The 21,296-nt window shown below is 71.3% G+C and carries 21 protein-coding genes; 14 read left to right on the top strand and 7 right to left on the bottom strand.

The window, feature by feature from the left end:
- Positions 1 to 26: 26 nt before the first annotated feature.
- A complete protein-coding gene (locus AB0M99_RS30220; RefSeq protein WP_365926007.1) occupies positions 27 to 557 on the bottom strand; it encodes an ATP-binding protein in 531 nt (176 codons plus the stop codon).
- Between the two features lie 245 nt (positions 558 to 802).
- Here AB0M99_RS30220 and AB0M99_RS30215 point away from each other — a divergent pair, with 245 nt between their 5' ends.
- From AB0M99_RS30215 to AB0M99_RS30175, 9 genes are all read left to right on the top strand, one after another.
- Complete coding sequence (locus tag AB0M99_RS30215; protein WP_365926005.1) at positions 803 to 1,618, top strand: hypothetical protein; 816 nt, start codon at positions 803 to 805, stop codon at positions 1,616 to 1,618.
- Positions 1,619 to 1,728: 110 nt separating this feature from the next.
- Positions 1,729 to 2,445, top strand: coding sequence for a YcnI family protein (locus AB0M99_RS30210; protein WP_365926003.1), 717 nt, complete (start codon positions 1,729 to 1,731; stop codon positions 2,443 to 2,445).
- 92 nt (positions 2,446 to 2,537) lie between these two features.
- Entirely contained in the window at positions 2,538 to 3,191 is a 654-nt protein-coding gene (locus tag AB0M99_RS30205) for an SCO family protein (RefSeq protein WP_365926001.1), read from the top strand.
- Positions 3,188 to 3,682, top strand: coding sequence for a copper chaperone PCu(A)C (locus tag AB0M99_RS30200; RefSeq protein ID WP_365925999.1), 495 nt, complete (start codon positions 3,188 to 3,190; stop codon positions 3,680 to 3,682). The genes AB0M99_RS30205 and AB0M99_RS30200 overlap by 4 nt, the downstream gene beginning before the upstream one ends.
- 22 nt (positions 3,683 to 3,704) lie before the next feature.
- Positions 3,705 to 5,669: a copper resistance protein CopC gene (locus AB0M99_RS30195; protein WP_365925996.1), complete on the top strand. Its 1,965-nt coding sequence runs from the start codon at positions 3,705 to 3,707 to the stop codon at positions 5,667 to 5,669.
- A gap of 5 nt (positions 5,670 to 5,674) precedes the next feature.
- Positions 5,675 to 6,949: an iron uptake transporter deferrochelatase/peroxidase subunit gene (gene efeB / locus AB0M99_RS30190; protein ID WP_365925994.1), complete on the top strand. Its 1,275-nt coding sequence runs from the start codon at positions 5,675 to 5,677 to the stop codon at positions 6,947 to 6,949.
- A gap of 42 nt (positions 6,950 to 6,991) precedes the next feature.
- Positions 6,992 to 7,927, top strand: coding sequence for a prephenate dehydratase (gene pheA, locus AB0M99_RS30185; protein ID WP_365925992.1), 936 nt, complete (start codon positions 6,992 to 6,994; stop codon positions 7,925 to 7,927).
- Between the two features lie 527 nt (positions 7,928 to 8,454).
- Positions 8,455 to 9,732 carry a serine--tRNA ligase gene (gene serS, locus AB0M99_RS30180; RefSeq protein WP_365925990.1) on the top strand — a complete coding sequence of 426 codons (1,278 nt, stop codon included), beginning with the start codon at positions 8,455 to 8,457 and terminating at the stop codon, positions 9,730 to 9,732.
- Positions 9,729 to 10,541, top strand: coding sequence for an HAD family hydrolase (locus AB0M99_RS30175; RefSeq protein WP_365925988.1), 813 nt, complete (start codon positions 9,729 to 9,731; stop codon positions 10,539 to 10,541). The genes serS and AB0M99_RS30175 overlap by 4 nt, the downstream gene beginning before the upstream one ends.
- A gap of 163 nt (positions 10,542 to 10,704) precedes the next feature.
- Here AB0M99_RS30175 and AB0M99_RS30170 read toward each other — a convergent pair whose 3' ends face one another.
- The 5 genes from AB0M99_RS30170 to AB0M99_RS30150 all read right to left on the bottom strand — a co-directional run bounded on the left by AB0M99_RS30170 (position 10,705) and on the right by AB0M99_RS30150 (position 14,938).
- Positions 10,705 to 11,352: a rhomboid-like protein gene (locus AB0M99_RS30170; protein ID WP_365925986.1), complete on the bottom strand. Its 648-nt coding sequence runs from the start codon at positions 11,350 to 11,352 to the stop codon at positions 10,705 to 10,707.
- Between the two features lie 86 nt (positions 11,353 to 11,438).
- Positions 11,439 to 12,158 carry an ABC transporter permease subunit gene (locus AB0M99_RS30165; protein WP_365925984.1) on the bottom strand — a complete coding sequence of 240 codons (720 nt, stop codon included), beginning with the start codon at positions 12,156 to 12,158 and terminating at the stop codon, positions 11,439 to 11,441.
- A gap of 14 nt (positions 12,159 to 12,172) precedes the next feature.
- A complete protein-coding gene (locus AB0M99_RS30160) occupies positions 12,173 to 13,084 on the bottom strand; it encodes an ABC transporter ATP-binding protein (RefSeq protein WP_365925982.1) in 912 nt (303 codons plus the stop codon).
- Positions 13,081 to 13,968: an ABC transporter permease gene (locus AB0M99_RS30155; RefSeq protein ID WP_365925980.1), complete on the bottom strand. Its 888-nt coding sequence runs from the start codon at positions 13,966 to 13,968 to the stop codon at positions 13,081 to 13,083. The genes AB0M99_RS30160 and AB0M99_RS30155 overlap by 4 nt, the downstream gene beginning before the upstream one ends.
- Positions 13,958 to 14,938, bottom strand: a complete 981-nt coding sequence (locus tag AB0M99_RS30150; protein WP_365925978.1) for an ABC transporter ATP-binding protein — start codon at positions 14,936 to 14,938, stop codon at positions 13,958 to 13,960. Before AB0M99_RS30150 ends, AB0M99_RS30155 begins: the two co-directional genes overlap by 11 nt.
- A gap of 246 nt (positions 14,939 to 15,184) precedes the next feature.
- Here AB0M99_RS30150 and AB0M99_RS30145 point away from each other — a divergent pair, with 246 nt between their 5' ends.
- Genes AB0M99_RS30145 through AB0M99_RS30130 form a run of 4 tightly spaced genes read left to right on the top strand, consistent with a single transcriptional unit; the run spans position 15,185 to position 19,683 of the window.
- Entirely contained in the window at positions 15,185 to 16,042 is an 858-nt protein-coding gene (locus AB0M99_RS30145; protein WP_365925976.1) for a M24 family metallopeptidase, read from the top strand.
- A complete protein-coding gene (locus AB0M99_RS30140; RefSeq protein WP_365925974.1) occupies positions 16,039 to 17,811 on the top strand; it encodes an SDR family oxidoreductase in 1,773 nt (590 codons plus the stop codon). Before AB0M99_RS30145 ends, AB0M99_RS30140 begins: the two co-directional genes overlap by 4 nt.
- 59 nt (positions 17,812 to 17,870) lie before the next feature.
- Positions 17,871 to 18,755, top strand: coding sequence for a metal-dependent hydrolase (locus tag AB0M99_RS30135; protein WP_365926037.1), 885 nt, complete (start codon positions 17,871 to 17,873; stop codon positions 18,753 to 18,755).
- Between the two features lie 10 nt (positions 18,756 to 18,765).
- Positions 18,766 to 19,683: a MerR family transcriptional regulator gene (locus tag AB0M99_RS30130; RefSeq protein WP_365925972.1), complete on the top strand. Its 918-nt coding sequence runs from the start codon at positions 18,766 to 18,768 to the stop codon at positions 19,681 to 19,683.
- Positions 19,684 to 19,798: 115 nt separating this feature from the next.
- Here the strand turns inward: AB0M99_RS30130 and AB0M99_RS30125 are convergent, their stop codons facing one another.
- Positions 19,799 to 20,575 carry an aquaporin gene (locus AB0M99_RS30125; protein ID WP_365925970.1) on the bottom strand — a complete coding sequence of 259 codons (777 nt, stop codon included), beginning with the start codon at positions 20,573 to 20,575 and terminating at the stop codon, positions 19,799 to 19,801.
- A gap of 133 nt (positions 20,576 to 20,708) precedes the next feature.
- Here AB0M99_RS30125 and AB0M99_RS30120 point away from each other — a divergent pair, with 133 nt between their 5' ends.
- On the top strand, positions 20,709 to 21,248 hold the full coding sequence (locus AB0M99_RS30120; protein WP_365925968.1) for an RNA 2'-phosphotransferase: 540 nt from the start codon (positions 20,709 to 20,711) through the stop codon (positions 21,246 to 21,248).
- The last annotated feature ends 48 nt before the right edge of the window (positions 21,249 to 21,296 follow it).

Here is a 21,296-nt window from a genome sequence, read left to right as displayed (position 1 = left end):
CGTACGGGGTCCCGCCCATCGGCGTACTACGACACCTTCAGCAGCGCTCCCTCGCGCCACTTGAGGATCTTGTCGAAACTGACCACCGCACCGCTGCCCGGCCGGTTGCGGAAGCGGACGTGGTCCGCCAGCTCCGCGATCAGCCACAGGCCGCGGCCGTGCTCCTTCGCCGTCTCGGCGCAGCCCGGCGGACCGGGCTGCCCGGGTCTGCCCCCTGCTCCCGTACCGGCCGCGGCCGGATCGGGTGCGGCCGTGTCGGGCGGAAAACCCGGGCCCGAGTCGGTCACCTCGATGCGGCAGCAGTCCCCGTCCAGGTACGCCGTCACGCGGTACGCCGCGCAGGCCCCCTGACCGGCTCCCGCGCCGTCCTGACCGTCGTCGGCCGCAAAACCCCCGTGCTCCACCGCGTTCGCACACGCCTCGCTCAGCGCCACCGACAGGTCGAAGGAGATGTCAGGGTCCACCCCTGCGGTCTCCATCGTCCCGAGCAGCAGCCGCCTGGCCAGGGGCACGCTCGCTGCTTCGCGCCTCAAGTGGAGAGACCACCAGATGCTCATACGGTTACCTATTGCCGCCCATGCCGGGGCGTAAGCCCCCGGCGGCGCACGGAGCCCTCATTCGGCCGATGCGGCGCTCCCGGGTGGCGGTGTATGCGGCGGTATGGGGCGGCTCCCGGGCCCACGGGCGCGGTCCGCCGACCCTCCGAACGAAGCCGCCTGGAGCCGCGCTGGAGCGGAATCCAAGGCGCCTTCCGGAACCTGCCGTATGAAGGGCCTAAGCGCAGTGCAATGATGGCCCGGCCATGACTGCCCCCCACGCGACGCAGGCCGGAGCCGGCCTCCGACTGATCCGGGCCGCGGTGTTCACCGCGGTCTGTGTCGTGCTGTCCGCGTCCGGGCACGCCCTGGCGTCCTGCGCCACCGTGCCCTGGTGGGCCATCGGCATCGGCTTCCTCGCCGTCTTCGCGGTCGCCGCCCCGCTCGCGGGACGCCGCCGCTCGCTGCCGGGCATCGCCGCCGGGCTCGCGGCCGGACAGCTCGCGCTGCACACCGTGTTCGGCCTCGGCCAGCACGGTGCGGCCGCCTCCTCGGCGGGTGCTGCAGGCTCCTCCGACACCTCGCTCGCGGCTCTTGCCGCCCGGTTGGTGTGCGGGGGCAACTCCGTACCGCTCAGCCCGGCCGACGCCCGGCAGATCCTGGAGAGCGCCGGCCTGGACCCGGCCGCCCTGGCCGCCCAGGCCGAGGCGCAGGGACACTTGGCCCACACGCACCTGACCCAGGCCGCGGCGGAGCCCGCGACGGCTCTGTTCAGCCCGGCCATGCTGCTCGGCCATCTGCTGGCCGCGCTTGCCGCCGGCTGGCTGCTGGGCCGCGGGGACGCCGCGCTCTTCCGGCTCGTGGAACTGTCCCGGCGCTCCGCCGAGTCCGACCCGGTACGTCCGCTGCGCGCCGCGCTGGCCTTCGTACGGGCGCTCCGCACCGGGCTTGCGGGTACGCCTGCCCGTGCGCCGCGGGGCTCGCGGGCAGCGGCCGAGCCCGCCGCCCGCACCGGCCGGGAAGCTCTCCAGCACACGGTGATCAGGCGCGGTCCGCCCGCGGCCCTCGCCCTCGCAGCCTGACGCGGCACCCCCACTCCCCGGGACACGACGGGAGCACCGGTGCCGCGAACTCCGCGCGCGCCCTGTGCGCGGAGCCCCAGCCACCACTGCTTCCGTGGAGTGTTTCTGCCATGAAGACCTCTCGCGTCTCCATCGCCGCCGCCGTCGCCGCCGGCTCCGTCCTCCTCCTCTCCGGCACCGCCTTCGCCCACGTCGGCGTGCAGCCCGGCGAGGCCACCAAGGGCGGCTACGCGACGATCAACTTCAAGGTCCCCAACGAGCGCGACAACGCGTCGACCACGCAGCTGGAGGTCAACTTCCCGGTCGACCAGCCGCTCACGTCCGTGATGCCCCAGGACATCCCGGGCTGGACCTCGACCGTCGAGAAGACCAAGCTCGACAAGCCGCTCACGGTGCACGGCAAGCAGATCAACGAGGTCGTCAGCAAGGTCACCTGGTCCGGCGGCAAGATCGAGCCCGGCCGCTTCCAGCAGTTCCCGGTCTCCGTGGGCAAGCTGCCCGACAACGCGGACAAGATGGTCTTCAAGGCGATCCAGACCTACGACAACAACGAGGTCGTCCGCTGGATCGAGGAGCCCAAGGAGGGCTCCGCCGAACCCCAGAACCCGGCGCCCGTCCTGAAGCTGACCGCGCCCGCCGCGGGTGGCGACCACCACGACGACGCCAAGGGCGCGGACAAGAAGGCCGACAAGGCGGCCGACAAGGGCCACGACACGGCCGCGAAGAGCGGTTCCGACACGACGGCGCGCGCGCTCGGCATCACCGGCATCGTCGTCGGCCTCGCAGGTGTCGCCTTCGGCGTCGCCTCGCGCCGCCGCGCCTCCTGACCTGCCGCGCCCGCAGGACCGGCCCGGCCGCCTGCGGCGCACCCCATCGCCAGAACCACCAGAACCATCCCCGATCCCAGGGACATTTCCCCATGCGCACCACACGTGTGACGGTCGCCGCCCTCGTGGCAGCGGCCGCCCTCACCCTCACCGCCTGCGGCGGTGAGAAGGCCCCGACCAGCTCGGTCAAGCAGATCAGCGGCGGCCAGGCCAAGGCCGGCTCCGCGACCCTGCTCGACCGCCCGTTCGACAAGCCGGAGCTCGTCCTCACGGACACCACCGGCAAGCCCTGGAACCTGCGCGAGCAGACCAAGGGCAAGCCGACGCTCATCTACTTCGGCTACACCAACTGCCCCGACGTGTGCCCGCTGACGATGAGCAACATCGCCGTCGCCAAGAAGGCACTCCCCAAGGCCGACCAGGACAACCTCCGGGTCGTCTTCGTCACCACCGACCCCGACCGGGACACTCCCGAATCCCTCGGCTCGTGGCTCAAGGCCCAGGACCCGTCCTTCATCGGACTGACCGGCGACTTCGCCACCATCCAGGCCGCCGCACGCAAGCTCGGCATCGGTATCGAGGCCGCCAAGCCGGGGCCCGACGGCAAGGTCGTGTCCATGCACGGCGCCCAGGTCATCGCGTTCTCGCCCAAGACGGACGAGGGCTACGTCCTCTACGGCGAGGGCACCACCGTCGATGACTACACCAAGGACCTGCCGAAGATCGCCAAGGGAGAGAACCCGTGAACGCCCGCACCACCCGCACCCTCGCCGCCGCCCTCTCCCTGACGGCAGCGCTCGCCATATCCGGCTGCTCCTCGGACGGCGAGGACGCCGGGGCCAAGCCGAAGCTCTCGGTCAGCGGCGCCTTCATGCCCCAGCCGGTGAACGACAAGATGGCCGGCGCGTTCATGGTCATCAAGAACGACTCCAAGACGGCCGACAAGCTGACCGGCGTCACCAGCACGCTCTCCGACGATCTGCAGATCCACGAGACCAAGGACCAGAAGATGCAGCAGGTCCCGTCCCTGGACGTGCCCGCCAACGGCGAGCTGAGGCTGGAACGCGGCGGCAGCCACGTCATGTTCATGGGTCTCAAGACCACCCCGAAGGTCGGCGACAAGGTCACCGTCGAGCTCCGCTTCGAGAAGGCCGACCCCGTCAAGGTCGAGCTGGACGTCAAGGAGCGGACGTACAACGCGAAGACGCCGACATCCACCGACGGCAACGCCCACTGACGGACCGAGGGACTGACACGCCATGACGGCCACCGCCCCCGCCCCATCCGCGGCCCGCGTCCACGCCACGGCCTTCCTGCCGCGGCTCACGCTGGTCCTCGCAGCCCTGCTGGCAACCCTGTTCGCCGTGGCCACCCCGGCCTCGGCGCACGCCGCACTCACCGCGAGCGACCCCAAGGACGGGGCGGTGGTCGCCACGGCTCCCGCCCAGGTCACCCTCTCCTTCTCGGAGCAGGTCGCCATGGGCGACGACTCCATCCGCGTCCTGGACCCCCAGGGCAAGCGCGTCGACACCGGTGAACTGCGCGACATGTGCAGCGGATCGATCATCCGCTACGGCACCGCCCTGCACACCGGCCTGCCCAACGGCACCTACACCGTGGCCTGGCAGGCCGTCTCCGCCGACAGCCACCCCATCGCCGGCGCCTTCACGTTCTCCATCGGCGCCCCTTCGGCCACCGCGGTGACCCTGCCCGCGCAGACCGCGGGCGACGGTCCCGTCGCCATCGCCTACGACGTCGCCCGGTACGCCGCCTACGCCGGCTTCGCCGTCCTGGTCGGCGGCGCCGCCTTCATCCTGGTGTGCTGGCGCCGGGGCGCCGCCGAGCGGTCGCTGCAGAGGCTGGTCGTACGGGCCTGGGTCACGCTGACCGTCGCCACGCTCGCGATGCTGATGCTCCGCAACCCGTACACGGGGTCGGGGAAGTTCGCCGACGCCTTCGACCTCGACGGGCTCAAGGCCGTACTGGAGACCAAGTCCGGCGCCTCCCTCGTCTCCCGGCTGCTCCTGCTCGGCGCCGCCGCACTGTTCATCGCCGTACTGTTCGGCGCCTACGCGAGGCGGCAGCAGGCCGACAGGAGTGCGGAGGACGCCAAGGCCGACGGAGACCTCGTCTTCGGCCTCGCCATCGGCGGGACCGTCGTCGCGGCGGGCATCGCCGCCACCTGGGCCCTGTCCGAGCACGCCTCGACCGGTATCCAGCCCGGCATCGCCATGCCCGTCGACGTCCTTCACCTGCTGGCCGTTGCCACCTGGCTCGGCGGACTGACCGCACTGCTCGTCGCCCTGCACAAGGCCCCCGGGATCGAACGCGCGGCCATCCGGCGGTTCTCCACCGTGGCCTTCACCAGCGTGATGGTCCTCGCCGCGACCGGGACCTATCAGGCCTGGCGGCAGATCGGCACCTGGTCCGCCCTCACCGGCACCGGATACGGACAGCTGCTGATCATCAAGGTCGGCCTCGTCGCCGTCCTCATCTCCATCGCCTACGTCTCCCGCTCGTGGACCGGGCGGCTCGCCGAGTCCGCCTCCGGGAAGACCGCCGACACGGCCGAGGCGGCCAAGGTCGTGGCGCAGCGCGATGTTTCACGTGAAACACAGCCCGTCGGCGTCGGCGGCACGGCGGCCGGCGACCCCAAGCGGGCCGCGCAGCTCGCCCGGCAGCAGGCCGCGCAGGACAACGCCCGCGAGAAGCAGGCGCGCGACGCCGATCCGGACCGCGCCGGCCTGCGCCGCTCGGTCCTCGCCGAGGCGGGTGTCGCCGTCGTGCTGCTGGCCGTCACGACCATCCTGACCAGCACCGAGCCCGGCCGGGCCGCGGAGCTGGAATCCTCGCGGGGTTCCAACGCCACCGCCGTGCCCAACCGGGCCATCAAGGTCACCCTGCCGTTCGACACCGGCGGTCAGAACGGCAAGGGCTCCGTGCGGGTCGAGCTCGACCCGGGCCGCGTCGGCGCCAACACCCTCCACGTGTGGGCCGAGACCCCCGACGGCAAGCCCCTCGACCTCCCCGAGATGAAGATCTCCTTCACCCTCCCGACCAAGGACATCGGCCCCCTGCCGGTCGTCCCCGACCGTGCCGCGCCCGGGCACTGGAGCGCGTCCGGCGTCCAGTTGCCGCTGGCCGGCGAGTGGCGGATCGACGTGACGGTCCGCACCTCCGACATCGACCAGACCACCGTGCAGAAGAACGTGAAGATCGGCTGACCAGCGTGACCGAGAGCAACCCCGACATCGAGATCTCCCGACGCCGCCTGCTGGGCACCGTCGGCGCCGCGGGCGCCGCGGGGCTGGCGCTCGGCGCCACCGGCGGCGCCCTCGCCCACTCCGCCGTCGCCGAACCCGCGGCGGGAGCCCCGGGCGCCACCGGGAGCCTCAGCTCACTCGGCGCCACCCAGGTCGCCTTCCACGGGGACCACCAGCCCGGCATCACCACGCCCCTCCAGGCCAAGGGGCACGTCCTCGCCTTCGACCTGGCTCCGGGCGCCGGACGCACCGAGGCCGCCGCCCTCATGCGCCGTTGGTCCGACACCGCACGGCGGCTCATGGCGGGCGAGACCGCGCCGACCTCCGACACCGGGATCGCCCTCGACGCCGGGCCGTCGTCCCTCACCATCACCTTCGGCTTCGGGTACTCCTTCTTCGAGCGCACCGGTCTGGCCGCCCGCCGGCCCGCGGCACTGGACCCGCTGCCGGACTTCTCCGCGGACCGGCTCGACGCCCAGCGCAGCAACGGCGACCTGTGGGTCCAGATCGGCGCCGACGACGGACTCGTCGCCTTCCACGCCCTGCGCGCCGTACAGAAGGACGCCGGGGACGCCGCGCGCCTGCGCTGGTCGATGAACGGCTTCAACCGGTCCCCCGGCGCCACCGCGGCCCCCATGACCGCCCGCAACCTGATGGGCCAGATCGACGGCACGGGCAACCCGAAGCCCGCCGAGCCCGACTTCGACAAGCGGATCTTCGTCCAGGGCGCGGGCCCCGGACCCGCCGAGCACGCCTGGATGGCCGGAGGCTCGTACGCCGTCGTACGCCGCATCCGCATGCTCCTCGACAGCTGGGAGCAGCAGTCGGTGGCGCAGCAGGAGCAGGTCATCGGCCGTACGAAGGCCACCGGCGCCCCGCTGAGCGGCGGCACCGAGACCACCGCGATGGACCTCGACAAGATCGGGCCCGACGGCAAGTCCGTCGTCCCGGCCAATGCCCACGCCCGGATCTCGGCCCCGGCGCAGAACGGCGGGGCGGCCATGCTCCGGCGTCCCTTCTCCTTCCACGACGGGATCTCGGCGGACGGCACCCCGGACGCCGGACTCCTCTTCATCTGCTGGCAGGCCGACCCGCTGCGCGGCTTCGTCCCCGTCCAGCGCAAGCTCGACCGGGGCGACGCGCTGTCGGCGTTCATCCGGCACGAGGCCAGCGGCCTGTACGCGGTACCGCCCGGCGCGCGGTCCGGGGAGTACGTGGGGCAGCGGCTGCTCGAAGGGTGAACAGCCCCACGGCGGCCGGTGCCCCGGCATTAGGCTGATCACATGTCGGCCACCCGCTTCACCTATCTCGGTCCCGAGGGCACGTTCACCGAAGCCGCCCTCCGGACACTGCCGGAAGCCGCGACCCGGGAGCTCGTCCCGATGGTGTCGGTCCCGGCCGCCCTGGACGCCGTACGCAACGGCGAGGCCGCGGCCGCGCTGGTGCCGATCGAGAACTCGGTGGAGGGCGGGGTCACCGCCACCCTCGACGAGCTCGCCTCGGGCGAACCGCTGATGATCTACCGCGAGGTGCTGCTGCCGATCGCGTTCGCGCTGCTCGTGCGGCCGGGGACGAAGCTGTCGGACGTGAAGACCGTCACCGGCCACCCGGTCGCGCAGCCCCAGGTCCGCAACTGGCTGCGGGCGAACCTGCCGGACGCGGTGTGGGAATCGGCCGCCTCCAACGCGGACGGGGCCCGGCTGGTCCAGGAGGGCCGGTTCGACGCCGCCTTCGCGGGGGAGTTCGCGGCGGCCACCTACGGGCTCGTCCCGCTGGTCACCGAGATCCACGACGCGGAGAACGCGGAGACCCGCTTCGTGCTCGTCGGTCGCCCGGCCCGGCCGGCCGCGCCGACCGGTGCCGACAAGACCTCGGTCGTGCTCTGGCTCGGCGACGACCGCCCCGGAGCGCTGCTGGAGCTCCTCCAGGAGTTCGCCGTGCGCGGGGTGAACCTGATGCTGATCCAGTCCCGGCCGACCGGTGAGGGCATCGGCAACTACTGCTTCGCCGTCGACGCCGAGGGCCACATCTCGGACCGCCGGGTCAGCGAGGCCCTCATGGGCCTCAAGCGCACCTGCCCCCAGGTCCGCTTCCTCGGCTCGTATCCGCGCGCCGGGGTCGCTCAGGGTGACGTCCGCGCTCCGCGGCCCGGCACGTCCGACGGCGACTTCACCGCGGCTTCCGACTGGCTGGCGCGCTGCCTCGACGGCCGCGCGTAGCGATCCGTCCACTGTCCACAGAGTTATCCACAGGGCGAGACCCGGGCCTGGGGACAAGTCGACAGAGCAGCGCGACAAGGTCGACAAATCGGTCGGGTGGCGCAGGTTTCGCGCTGGGGAGCGGAGGGTGAACGGCGTCACCCCCGCATCACCGATCAACTCTTTGGGGCGAGCCATTCCCACCCGAATGAGTGTGTGAGGGTGGTTTGAGCCCTGATTGGGCCCGCCCGCTCCCCGGTCGGGAATGATCTATTCCCGTGTCCACAGATCCGGCGCACAGCCTGTGGATAAGACGCCCGGACGGGGAATTCCTGTGGACAAGGCGGAGCCTCCCGCCCTGCTCAGGGCGTGCCCGATCCCTCACGCCGTGCCCCTTTTCGGGGAATGGGACCGTTTTTATTGACCCGTCCCGAAGGTGACTCCGGACCACCTTGCCGGAACTTTTCCATTCTCCGCAATTAGGACATAGCGACACGCAGCGTGATATCGGTGTGAGCCCGGGAAGCCCCGCCCGGTAGCCTGGAGGGGTGATTGACCTTCGGCTGCTCCGTGAAGACCCTGACCGTGTCCGCGCCTCGCAGCGCGCCCGTGGAGAGGACGTCGGCCTCGTCGACGCACTGCTCTCCGCCGATGAGCGCCGCAGGTCCTCCGGCATGCGCTTCGACGAACTGCGCAATGAGCAGAGGTCCCTCGGCAAGCTCATCCCGAAGGCCTCCCCCGAGGAGCGGGCCGAGCTGCTGAAGAAGGCCGACCAGCTCAAGCAGAACGTCAAGGCCGCCGAGGCCGAGCAGAACGAGGCGGACGAGGCTGCCAAGCAGCTCCTGCTCCAGCTCGGCAACATCGTCCACACGGACGTGCCCGTCGGCGGCGAGGAGGACTTCACGGTCCTCGAAACCCACGGCACCATCCGTGACTTCGGCGCCGAGGGCTTCGAGCCCAAGGACCACCTGGAGCTCGGAGAGTCGCTCGGCGCCATCGACGTCGAGCGCGGCGCCAAGGTGTCGGGCTCGCGCTTCTACTACCTCACCGGTGTGGGCGCGCTGCTCGAACTCGCGCTGGTCAACGCGGCCATCGCGCAGGCCACCGAGGCCGGCTTCATCCCGATGCTGACCCCGGCGCTGGTCCGCCCGCGCGCCATGGAGGGCACCGGCTTCCTCGGCCAGGCCGCGGAGAACGTGTACCACCTGGAGAAGGACGACTACTACCTGGTCGGCACCTCCGAGGTCCCGCTCGCCGCGTACCACATGGACGAGATCATCGACGCGGACAAGCTCCCGCTGCGGTACGCCGGCTTCTCGCCGTGCTTCCGCCGCGAGGCCGGTACGTACGGCAAGGACACCCGCGGCATCTTCCGCGTCCACCAGTTCGACAAGGTCGAGATGTTCTCGTACGTCGCGCCGGAGGAGGCCGAGGCCGAGCACAAGCGGCTCCTCGACTGGGAGAAGCAGTGGCTGACCAGCCTGGAGCTGCCGTTCCAGGTGATCGACGTCGCCACCGGTGACCTGGGTGCCTCCGCCTCGCGCAAGTTCGACTGCGAGGCCTGGATCCCCACCCAGGGCAAGTACCGCGAGCTGACCTCCGCCTCGAACTGCGACAGCTTCCAGGCCCGCCGCCTGTCGATCCGCTACCGCGACGGCAAGAAGACCCAGCCGCTGTCCACGCTCAACGGCACGCTGTGCGCCGTCCCGCGCACCATCGTCGCCATCCTGGAGAACCACCAGCAGGCCGACGGCACCGTGCGGGTCCCGCCCGTGCTCCGTCCGTACCTGGGCGGCCGCGAAGTGCTGGAGCCGATCGCCAAGTGAGCACGGCCCCGTTCCCGTACAAGCTCGTCGCGACGGATCTCGACGGCACGCTGCTGCGTGACGACGACACCGTCTCGGAACGCACCCGTGAGGCGCTCGTCGCGGCCACCGCAGCGGGCGCGGCGCACATCATCGTCACCGGCCGGGCCGTGCCGTGGACGCGGCACGTCCTGGACGACCTCGGCTACAAGGGGATCGCGGTCTGCGGGCAGGGCGCTCAGGTCTACGACGCGGGCGCGCACCGGCTGCTCACCTCGGTGACGCTGGACCGGCAGCTCGCCGGCCTGGCGCTGTCGAAGCTGGAGGCCGAAGTGGGTCCGCTCGCCCTGGCCGCCAGCCGGGACGGGGTGGACGGCGAGGTCTTGTTCGGGCCCGGGTACCAGGTGCAGGAGGGCCTTCCGGCGCTCTACCTCCAGGACACCGCCGCGATGTGGACGGCCCCGCTGAACAAGCTGTACATCCAGCACCCGGAGCTGGACGACGACGCACTGGTCAAGGTGGCCCGGCTGACCGTGGGCAGCCTGGTGGACATCGTGATGGCCGGTCCGGGGATCGTGGAGATCCTGCCGCTGGGGCTGACCAAGGCCACCGGCCTCTCGCTGGCCGCGCGCCGGCTGGGGGTGAAGGCGGCGGAGACGATCGCCTTCGGTGACATGCCCAACGACATCCCGATGTTCGGCTGGGCCGCGCACGGGGTGGCGATGGCCAATGCCCACCCGGAGCTGAAGGCGGTGGCCGACGAGGTGACGACCTCCAACGAGGAGGACGGCATCGCGGTGGTGCTGGAACGCCTGCTGGGCGCGGCGTAGCACGACGACGTAAGAGAAGGTCCGGGGCAGCCCGCGCCGTCAGGCGCGCTCGAAGTGGCTGCCCCGGACCTTTTTTGTTGCTCCCCGCACGACTCACTCTGCCCCGCGCTCAATCCCCGTACCAGCGAATTTCCGTACGTCAGCGGCGCGTCCGGCTCATGTTTCACGTGAAACATGGGCGCCCGTGCGGGTGGGGGTGCCGGGTGAGCGGCCAGGCGAGCAGACCGACGGCGAGCGAGATGGCGTGGCCGAGGTCGGTGAAGGTGCCGCCGGTGGCGAGCGGGAGCCCGAAGAAGGCAACGACACCGGCGAGGTAGAACCATCGCCAGGGGCCGGGCAGCCGGTAGGTCAGGACGCCGATGGCGGCCGCGAGCCCGTAGCTGACGCCGATGTCGACGACGTGGACCATGCTGCGCGGGGCCCGGTGGTCCTGGATGGCCATCAGGACGACCTTCTGGCTGACGAGGGTGGCCGTGATGTGGGCGGTCGCGACGATCACGAGCCAGCGCAGGGTGCCGAGCCAGCGTTCGACGGGGGCGTGGAAGAGCTCGAAGAGCACGGCGTAGAGGGCGAGCGAGGCCGGGTTCTCGATCCAGAAGGCGCTGGAGAGAAGGCTCCTGATCGGGTGCTTGGCGAGCTCGTGGATGTTGCTGCTGTTGCGGTGGAGCAGGACTCGTTCGAGGTGGTCGGGCGCGATCACCACGACGATGCTGGTGATGGCGATGATCAGCAGCCAGATGTGCGTGCCGGGCGCGGACCGTATCCAGGACCGCACGGGCCTGGACGGCTCGGGCTCGGGGTGCTCGATCATGCACTGATGATGACGTGCGCGGCTGTGCCCCGCCCGGCCGGGTGGGCCGGGCGGGGCACAGTGTGCGGAGCGGGTGCGGCGGAGGCCTACTCCTCGCCCGCCAGGGTCAGGCGCCGCAGCTTCTGGCCGGCGTAGACGGTGGCGCCGATGGTGACCGTGACGAGCAGGACCACGGCGGTGGGCATGCTGACGGTGGCGTCCACGTATCCCTCGCCGGCGATCTTCTCCGCGAGGGTGAGGGACCACTGCTGGACGCTGAGGGTCTTGGCACCGTTGACCAGGCTGCCGAACAGCGATTCCCAGATCAGGGCGTAGACCAGGCCGAAGACGACGGCGTGCCGGCTGACGGTGCCCAGCAGCAGGAAGAGCGCGCTGTAGGCGATGGAGGCGACCACGGCGGCGACGGCGTAGGCCACGGCGATCTGCTGGCCGTTGCCGTTGAGGATAAAGCCGGCGATCAGGGTGGGGATGGCGGAGAAGGCCATCGTGACGGCAATCGCGACGATCAGCTTGGTCATGATGATCGTCGGGCGCTTCACCGGCTTGGAGAGCAGGTAGACGATCGAGCCGTCGTCGATCTCCGGGCCGATGGCTCCGGTGCCGGCGATCACGCCGATCAGCGGGACCATGGTGGCGAGGGCGAAGCCTCCGAGGAGGTCGGCCGCGACCTTGTCGTCCACGCCGGCGAAGGCGCGGACGGCGACGGAGATGACGATCAGCAGGACGGGCAGCGCGCAGAGGATCAGCGCGCGGCGGCGGCCGAGCAGGGCCCGGTAGGTGAGCCGGGCGACAGTGGGGTTGTACATGGGTGCCAGCTCCTTCAGGCCGCGACGAGGTAGGAGAAGACCGACTCTAGGGACTCGTCGGAGGGCGAGACCGTCAGCAGCCGGATGCCCTGCGCGCGGGCGACCCGCGGCAGCAGCTCGGTGAAGCGCCCGAAGTCGACGGCCTGGATCCGCAGGGCGCCTTCCTTGAGGTCGACCTCGATGCCGGCCGTGGACGGGTCGGCGATCAGGGCCGCGGCGAGGGCCCGGTCGTCGGAGGAGCGGACGAGGTAGCGGTGCGGGCGGTCCGTCATCAGGCGGCGGATCTTGCGGTAGTCGCCGGATGCCGCGTGGCGGCCGGCGACGACCACCTCGATGTGCGAGGCCAGTTGCTCGACCTCCTCCAGGATGTGGGAGGAGAACAGCACCGTGCGGCCTTCGTCGCCCATGCGCCGCAGCAGTTCCATGAGCTGCATGCGCTGGCGCGGGTCCATGCCGTTGAACGGCTCGTCGAGGAGCAGCACGGACGGGTCGTGCACGAGGGCGGAGGCCATCTTGACGCGCTGGCGCATGCCCTTGGAGTACGTGGAGATCTTGCGGTCCTGGGCGTACTCCATCTCGACGGTGGCCAGGGCCCGCTGGGCGGCCGCGTCGTCGAGCCCGTGGAGTTCGGCGTTGGCGACGACGAACTCCCGGCCGGTGAGGAAGTCGTACATGGCCTCGCGCTCGGGCACGACGCCGACCTGCTTGTAGACCTGCTCGTTGCGCCAGATCTGCACCCCGTCGAGGGTGACGGCGCCGGTGGAGGGGGCGAGGAAGCCGCCCATCATGTTGATGAGGGTGGACTTGCCGGCGCCGTTGGGGCCCAGCAGCCCGGTGACGCCGGGGCCGATGCGCATGGTGACGTCGTTGACGGCGACGACGTTGCCGAACCAGCGCGAGGCGTGGTCGATGTCGATGATGGTCACAGCCCGGCCTTCCGGTAGCGGGCCATCAGGGCGGCGTAGGAGCCGGCGATGAGGCCGAGGATGACGAGCAGGTAGACCATGCCGACGCCGGCCGACGGGCCCGTGCCGCCGGGGAAGGCGGAGGACGCGCCGAGGAGGGCGGTCTGGAAGCCGTCGATCAGGGTGATCGGGGAGAAGAGGCCCAACCAGTCGATGGCTCCGGTGGACCCGGTGCTGTAGGCGATGCCCTGCACCGCGGTGACCGCGCCGTAGGGGATCAGCAGCACGGCGATGATCGCGGCGACGCCGAAGCCGCGGCGCGGGGTGAGCGCTGCCATGACCAGGCCGAGGCCGGAGAAGAGCAGCGACAGCAGCAGTACGGACACCAGTCCCTGCCCGAATCCCTTGGTCTGGTCACTGAAGTCGAACTTCGCCAGCAGCGCGCCGATGTACATGATCAGCAGCGGGGTGGCGGTGAGGATGAAGAGGGCCGAGGCCATGGCCGCGAACTTCGCCACGACGTAGTCGACGCGCTCGATGGGCCGCGAGAAGTAGAGCGGCACGGTCTTGAAGCGCAGGTCCCGGGAGACCGACTGGGGTGCCTGCGATGCGAGGAACAGGTAGATGATCACCTGAGTCGTCAGGGCGTACGTCGTGTACTTGATCGGCAGGTCGGTGTAGCTCGGCACCATGATGGACACCGCGACGAGGATCGGTGCGGGAACGCACATCACCGCGAAGAGGAGCATCGGCAGCACCTTGGACTTGGCGGAGCGGCCGAGTCCGAAGGCCCCGCGCAGGGACTGCGAGTACAGCGACGTGCGGGCGTAGGCGCGGCCGAGCCGGAGGCCGTCGTAGGACCGGTAGCCGATGTTGTGGATCTGGGTCGAGGTGTCAGGCGCCATGGGAACCGGCTCCCTTCCGCTGGACGGACTGGTCGTTGTCGCGGAAGACCTCCGCGATGTGGTGGCGGCGCTGCTCCATGCGGACCAGGCCGAGCCCCAGGTCGGCGACGGTGTCGCGGACGGTGTCGTACGTCTGCTCGCCGGTGGCCTCGACGAGGAGGATGTGGCCGGCTCCGGGCAGGCCCTGCTCCTCGCCCGCGTGCAGGGTGATGCCCGCCTCGGTGAGCGCCTTGCGCAGGGCGGAGGTGCCGTCCGGGTGGGTGTCGGAGTCGGTGACCTCGACCGCGAGGGTCGCGGTGGTCTGGGTGAAGTCGCTGGTGGAGCTGGAGCGCAGCAGCTTGCCGCCGTCGACGACCACGACGTGGTCGCAGGTCCGCTCCAGCTCGCCGAGCAGGTGGGAGGTGACCAGCACGGAGATGCCGAAGTCCGTGTGGATGCGCCGGATCAGGCCCAGCATCTCGTCGCGGCCGACGGGGTCCAGGCCGTTGGTGGGCTCGTCGAGCAGCACCAGCTGGGGGTCGTGGACGAGTGCTTGGGCGAGCTTGACGCGCTGCTTCATGCCGGTGGAGTAGCCGCCGATGGGGCGGTAGCGCTCCTCGTACAGCCCTACGTGGCGCAGGGTGTCGGCGGTCCGCTCACGGGCGGCGGTCGGCGGGAGGCCGGACATGCGCGCCATGTGCACGACGAACTCGGTGGCCGAGACGTCGGGTGGCAGGCAGTCGTGTTCGGGCATGTAGCCGACGCGCTCGCGGATGGCACTGCCATGCGTGGCGACGTCGAGTCCGAGCACGGCGGCGCGGCCCTCGGTGGCGGGGGACAGTCCCAGCAGAATCTTGATCAGCGTGGACTTGCCGGCTCCGTTGGCACCCACGAGTCCGGTTACGCCGGGCCCGATGTCCAGGGAGAGCCGGTCGAGAGCGGTCACTCGGGGGTACCGCTTGCTCAGGCTTTCGGTCGCGATGACAGTCACGAGTTCGACGGTAGTGGCGACGGCGGCGCGGATCGTCAGACCTGGAGCCGGATCGAGTCTCCGCCTTCAGGACTACACACCCTGACCAAAGGCTGACGCGGACGGTGGCCGATTGCGAGGCCTGATGCGTACCGGACAGTTTGTCCACAGGTCCGTGCACGGGCCTTGACGTGATCTCCGGTCATTGTCACATTCATCAGTGTCAAGTTACGGGCGCGTACGGCTAGTAGGGATGGACGGGCTGGTATGGCTGGGGACACCAAGCAACGCACCGCGCGACTCTCCGCCGAACTGAGCGGGTTCCGGGAAGTACAGCGCCTCTCCTACGAGTGCGCGGAGGCCGTCGCGGCGCAGCTGCGGCCGGGCGTGACCGAGCGCGAGGCCGCGCGGATGCAGCGCGATTGGCTGCGCGAGCGCGGGGTGCGGGACTGGTTCCACATGCCGTTCGCCTGGTTCGGGGACCGCACCGCCTTCGTGAACTTCAAGATCCCCCTGCAGTTCTTCCCGACGAACCGGGCGCTGGAGCCGGGGATGCCGTTCATCCTCGACATGGCACCGGTCTACAAGGGCTACACCGCCGACATCGGGTACTCGGGCTGCCTCGGGCTCAACCCCATGCACGACCGGCTGCTCTCGGACCTCAAGGCGCACCGCGAGCTGATCCTGGAGCAGGTGCGCGAGCGCCGCTCGCTGCGCGACATCTACGAGGACGTCGAGCGGCTCATGATCCGCCAGGGGTACGCGAACCGGCACCGCGCCTACCCCTTCGGGGTGATCGCGCACAAGATAGACCGGGTCAAGGAGCGGCGCTGGTCGCCGACGGCGTTCGGGTTCGGCACGCAGGCCCTGAAGGGGCTGGCCGCCGATGCCCTGCACGGGCACCGTGAGGGCTGGTCCCCGCTGTGGAGTCCCTACCACTTCTCCGACCATCCGCCCCAGCCCGGCCTGTGGGCGGTGGAGCCGCACCTGGGCTTCCGGGGCACCGGCGCGAAGTTCGAGGAGATCCTGGTCGTCACCGACTCCCGGGACCCCGAGGAGAGCGCGTTCTGGCTGGACGACGATCTGCCGCACGTGCGGCGCTGGGCTGAGGAGCAGACGGCATGAGCGGGACGGGAATCGCGGGGGCGCGCGAGCGCTGGGTGAGCAGCGGCGGGGTCGAGCTGTGCGTCGTCGAGCTCGGCGAGGCGGACCGGCCGACCGTGGTGCTGGTGCACGGGTACCCGGACAGCAAGGAGGTCTGGTCGGAGGTCGCCGAGCGGCTGGCCACGCGTTTCCACGTCGTGCTCTATGACGTGCGCGGTCACGGGCGCTCCACGGCGCCGAAGCCACTGCGCGGGGGTTTCACCCTGGCGAAGCTGACCGACGACTTCCTGGCCGTGGTGGACGCGGTCAGCCCGGACCGGCCGGTGCACCTGGTCGGGCACGACTGGGGCTCTGTGCAGGGCTGGGAGTTCGCCACGGTCGGCCGCACCGAGGGCCGGATCGCCTCCTTCACCTCGATGTCGGGGCCCTCCCTCGACCACTTCGGGCACTGGATCAAGAAGCGGATGGCGCGGCCGACCCCGCGCCGGGCCGCGCAGCTGCTGAGCCAGGGCGCCAAGTCCTGGTACGTGTACATGCTCCACACCCCCGTGCTGCCGGAGCTCGCCTGGCGCGGGCCGCTCGGCAAGCGGTGGCCGGGAATCCTCCAGCGGATCGAGCAGGTTCCGGCCGGGTCCTACCCGACGGCCTCGCTGCCCTCCGACGCGGCGCACGGCGCCTGGCTCTACCGGGACAACGTCCGGCCGCACCTGCGCCGGCCCCGCGCCGACGCGTACGCGCACGTACCGGTCCAGCTGATCACCCCGACCGGGGACGCCTTCCTCTCCGAGCGGCTCTACGACGACCTCGAACTGTGGGCCCCCGACCTGGTGCGCCGCACCCTGCCGGCCAAGCACTGGGTGCCCCGGACCCGGCCCGACCAGCTGGCCTCGTGGATCACCGAGTTCGTCACCGCGCGGGAGGAGCCCGCCACGCGGGCGCCGGAGCAGAAGGCCCCGGGGAAGTACGCCGACCGGTTCGGCGGCCAGCTGGTCCTGGTCACCGGCGCGGCCAGCGGCATCGGCCGGGCCACCGCCTTCGCATTCGCCGAGGCCGGGGCCCGCGTGGTGTGCGTGGACCGGGACGCCGAGGGCGCGGCGCGCACGGCCGACATGGCCCGCCTCGTCGGCGCCCCCGAGGCCTGGGGCGAGTGCGTGGACGTGAGCGACGAGCAGGCGATGGAGGAGCTCGCGGCGAAGGTCGCGGCCGAGCACGGAATCGTGGACGTCCTGGTCAACAACGCCGGGATCGGCCTGTCGGGCCCCTTCCTGGAGACCAGCTCCGAGGACTGGAAGAAGGTCCTCGACGTCAACCTGTGGGGCGTCATCCACGGCTGCCGGATCTTCGGCCGGCAGATGGCCGAGCGCGGCCAGGGCGGCCACATCGTCAACACCGCCTCCGCCGCGGCCTATCTGCCGTCCCGGACCCTGCCCGCGTACAGCACGTCCAAGGCGGCGGTGCTGATGCTGAGCGAGTGCCTGCGCGCCGAGCTGGCCTCGAAGTCGATCGGGGTCTCGGCGATCTGCCCGGGCATCGTCAACACCAACATCACCGCCACCTCCCGGTTCGCCGGAGTGGACGAGGCCGAGGAGAAGCGCCGCCAGCAGCGCTCCTCGCGGCTCTACGGGCTGCGCAACTTCCCGCCGGAGAAGGTCGCCGACGCGATCCTGAAGGCCGTGGTGCGCAACGAAGCCGTGGTCCCGGTGACCCCCGAGTCCAAGGGCGCCCTGTGGATGTCCCGCTTCGCCCCGCGCACGCTGCGGGCCTTCGCGAAGCTGGAGCCCCCGCTGTGAGCCGGGCCGCGGAGCAGCCGGGCGTACCGGCACCGGGGCCGCAGGGGGCGTCGTACGCGATCGTTCCGCGCCGGGTGGCCTTCGACTGGAAGACCACCCCGCTGCACTGGATACCCGACGAGCCCACTGCCACCCACGTCATCAACGTGCTGCACCTGCTGCTGCCCGCCGGCGAGCGGTGGTTCGTGAAGGTCTTCAAGGAGGGCCTGCCGCTGGTCACCGACCCGGGGCTGCGCAAGGACGTGAAGGGGTTCATGGGCCAGGAGGCCACGCACAGCGTGCAGCACTCCTACGTCCTGGACCACCTCGCGGAGCAGGGCCTGCCGACCGAGCCGTACACGAAGCACGTGGACTTCCTCTTCGAGAAGCTGCTGGGCGAGACCCCGCCCTTCGGGGCGCCGATCACGGCGCAGGAGTGGCTGCGCTTCCGGCTCTCGCTGATCGCCGCGATCGAGCAGTTCACGGCGGTCCTCGGGGACTGGGTGCTGCGCGCCGAGGGGCTCGACCGGGCCGGCGCGGACGAGATCATGCTGGACCTGCTGCGCTGGCACGGAGCGGAGGAGGTGGAGCACCGCTCCGTCGCCTTCGACATGTACCAGCACTGCGGGGGAGCCGGGCTGCTCCGGTACGCGCGGCGCGTGGAGGGCATGGTCGTGGTCGCCCCGGTGCTGGGCTGGCTGTGGGTGTGGGGGGCCTCGTACCTCATGCGCAACGACCCCGGACTGCGCGGTCGGACGCGCTATTCGCTGCGCGCGCACAACCGGGCCGTGGCCAAGGGGCTGCTGCCGACGTGGAGAGAGCTCGGCACGGCCATACCCCGCTACCTGCGGCGGTCGTACCATCCCTCGCAGGAGGGCTCGCTGCGCAGGGCGGTCGAGTACCTTGCGGCTTCGCCTGCCGCCCGGACCGCCGCGGGCGCGGTCGGCCGAGCCGCCATGTCGTAGGGAGCCGGGGTTGTCCGAACAGGCAGTAGCCGAGTACCGGATCGAGGATCTGGCGCACCACAGCGGTGCGACCGTTCGCACGATCCGGGCGTACCAGGACCGCGGTCTGCTGCCCAAGCCGGAGCGGCGAGGCCGTTCCAACGTGTACCGGGACACGCACCTGGCTCGGCTGCGGCAGATCGCCGACCTGCTGGACCGCGGCTACACCCTGGCCTCCATCAAGGAGTTGCTGGAGGCCTGGGACGCGGGACGCGGGCTGGGCGGCGTCCTGGGACTGGTCGCCGAGGTGCACGGGCCGTGGACCGACGAGGAAGCGGCCCGGATCAGCCGGGACGAGCTGAACGACCGGTTCGGAGGCAAGCCCGACGACGACGCCGTGGGCGAGGCCTGCGAGCTGGGGGTGCTGGAGCGGATCCCGGGCCGCCCGGACCAGTTCCTGGTGCCCTCACCGCAGGAGCTGGCCGTGGCCGCCGAGCTCTACGCGGCCGGGGTGCCGCTGCCGGCGATCACCGGCCACCTGCGGGAGCTGCGCGGGCAGGTGGAGCACATCGCCTCGCGCTTCCTGGAGTTCACCACCGAGCACGTCTTCGCCCGGTACCTCGGGCCGGTGCCTCCGACCGATGCGGACGCGGCCGAGGCGGCGACGATGGTACGGAGGCTGCGGCCGCTGGCACAGCAGACGGTGGACGCGGAGCTGGCGCGGGCCATGCGGCTGTTCGCGACCCGGCACCTCCAGCGGCACCTGGGGACGGCGGCGCCCCCCCAGCCCGCGGGACCGGCACCGGTGGCGCTGCCGGCCGAGACGGTGCGGGCGGTGCAGGACCTGGTGGGCGCGGACCATGTCGCGGAGTTCGTCCGGGCCGCGACGGAGCGGGAGCTGCAGGCCCGGACGATGAACGATCTGGCGCGCCGCGGCGGCGGCCGGTAGCAGTCGATCAGTAGTCCACAGGGCGGATCCCGCTTTTGCAGTCGAAACCGGACCAAAGGGCTGTGGACAGCTGTGGACAACTCCTGTGGAGCTGTGGGGAACCAGGCCAGGAGGCTCAGCTGACGGCCTCGTAGGCCGGGTCTGCCGGGCTGTTTCCGGCCACCTGTTCCGGGTTGCCGACGCCGGTGGCGACGACGGTCGCCACCCGCTGGGCGCGGCCGTAGAGCATGGCCGCCAGGACCAGGCCCAGGGCCCCGCCGAGCAGCTGGGCGGTGACGAACCCGGGCAGGGACTGCGGGGCGATGCCGGCGAAGGAGTCGCTGAAGGAGCGCCCGATGGTGCCGGCCGGGTTGGCGAAGGAGCCCGAGGACGTGAACCAGATCGCGGCGGCGATGTACGCGGCGACCGCGGGCGGGATGAGCCTCGGGCGCCCGATCCGGCCGAGGCCCTGGATGACGAGGACCAGCCCGGCGGTGGCGACCACCTCGCCGATGAGCAGGTGGCCCCCGTCGCGGACCTGGGTGGAGAAGGCGCCCGGGGTACGGCCGAACATGGCCTCCGCGAGGACCGCCCCGCCGATGGCTCCGGCGATCTGCGAGGCGGTGTAGACGAGGGCGTCCCGGCCCGCGAGTCCCTCGCCGCCGGTACGCCGGCCCCACCAGGAGGTGAGGGTGACCACCGGGTTGAGATGGGCGCCGGAGAGAGGCCCGAAGAGGGTGATGATCAGTCCGAGGCCGATGGCGGAGGCGAGCGAGTTGGCGATGAGGGCGACACCCGTGTCGCGGCTCAGCTCGGCGGCCTGTATCCCGGATCCGATCACCACCACGAGCAGGCCGGCGGTGCCGATGAGCTCGGCGGCCGCGCGGCGTGGCAGAGACGCGTGGGTCGTCATGGATTCTCCCCTGAACAGAAGTGGCAGCGGAAAATATATTCCGCATCTCGGAAAGGCGATAGAGGGTGTCCACCCCCTGTCGACCGTCGGAAAATCCCTGTCGGAGGCCCTGCGGACCGGGCACGCTGGGCGCATGGATGACAGGCGCACCGTGAAGGTGTCCAAATACGTCTCGAAACACCTGCGGCATCAGCCGGATCGCATCGGACTGGTGCTCGATCCCCAGGGCTGGGTGGAGATCGACGATCTGCTGAGCGCGGCCGCGGCCCACGGGTTCGCCATCAGCCGCGCCGAGCTCGACCACGTCGTGGCCGCCAACGACAAGCAGCGGTTCGCCGTGCAGGGCACCCGGATCCGCGCCAGCCAGGGGCACACCGTCCCGGTGGACCTGGGTCTGCCGGAGGCCGAGCCGCCCGCGTACCTCTACCACGGCACCGTCGCCGCCGCCCTGGACGCGATCCGCGCCGAGGGCCTGCGCCCGATGGCCCGCCACCACGTGCACCTGTCCCCGGACCGCGAGACCGCCACCCGCGTCGGCGCGCGCCGCGGCCGGCCGATCGTGATCAGCGTGGACGCGGGGGCGATGCGTGCGGCCGGACACGTCTTCCGGGTCAGCGCCAACGGGGTCTGGCTGGCGGACGCCGTACCGCCGCAGTTCCTGCGCTTCCCCTGATCCCTTGGGCGCCGGGGGGGGGGCAGGGGCACCGGGGGGTCAGGGGCA

Source organism: Streptomyces sp. NPDC051183 (assembly GCF_040682455.1).
Lineage (GTDB): Bacteria > Actinomycetota > Actinomycetes > Streptomycetales > Streptomycetaceae > Streptomyces.
The sequence above is the reverse complement of the archived record's forward strand: the minus strand, read 5'-3'. Positions and strand labels throughout refer to the sequence as shown.

Coding starts and splice junctions, on each gene's coding strand:
- AB0M99_RS30220 (WP_365926007.1), bottom strand. CDS start 557: ATGAGCATCTGGTGGTCTCTCCACTTGAGGCGCGAAGCAGCGAGCGTG.
- AB0M99_RS30215 (WP_365926005.1), top strand. CDS start 803: ATGACTGCCCCCCACGCGACGCAGGCCGGAGCCGGCCTCCGACTGATC.
- AB0M99_RS30210 (WP_365926003.1), top strand. CDS start 1,729: ATGAAGACCTCTCGCGTCTCCATCGCCGCCGCCGTCGCCGCCGGCTCC.
- AB0M99_RS30205 (WP_365926001.1), top strand. CDS start 2,538: ATGCGCACCACACGTGTGACGGTCGCCGCCCTCGTGGCAGCGGCCGCC.
- AB0M99_RS30195 (WP_365925996.1), top strand. CDS start 3,705: ATGACGGCCACCGCCCCCGCCCCATCCGCGGCCCGCGTCCACGCCACG.
- pheA (WP_365925992.1), top strand. CDS start 6,992: ATGTCGGCCACCCGCTTCACCTATCTCGGTCCCGAGGGCACGTTCACC.
- AB0M99_RS30170 (WP_365925986.1), bottom strand. CDS start 11,352: ATGATCGAGCACCCCGAGCCCGAGCCGTCCAGGCCCGTGCGGTCCTGG.
- AB0M99_RS30165 (WP_365925984.1), bottom strand. CDS start 12,158: ATGTACAACCCCACTGTCGCCCGGCTCACCTACCGGGCCCTGCTCGGC.
- AB0M99_RS30155 (WP_365925980.1), bottom strand. CDS start 13,968: ATGGCGCCTGACACCTCGACCCAGATCCACAACATCGGCTACCGGTCC.
- AB0M99_RS30145 (WP_365925976.1), top strand. CDS start 15,185: ATGGCTGGGGACACCAAGCAACGCACCGCGCGACTCTCCGCCGAACTG.
- AB0M99_RS30140 (WP_365925974.1), top strand. CDS start 16,039: ATGAGCGGGACGGGAATCGCGGGGGCGCGCGAGCGCTGGGTGAGCAGC.
- AB0M99_RS30125 (WP_365925970.1), bottom strand. CDS start 20,575: ATGACGACCCACGCGTCTCTGCCACGCCGCGCGGCCGCCGAGCTCATC.
- AB0M99_RS30120 (WP_365925968.1), top strand. CDS start 20,709: ATGGATGACAGGCGCACCGTGAAGGTGTCCAAATACGTCTCGAAACAC.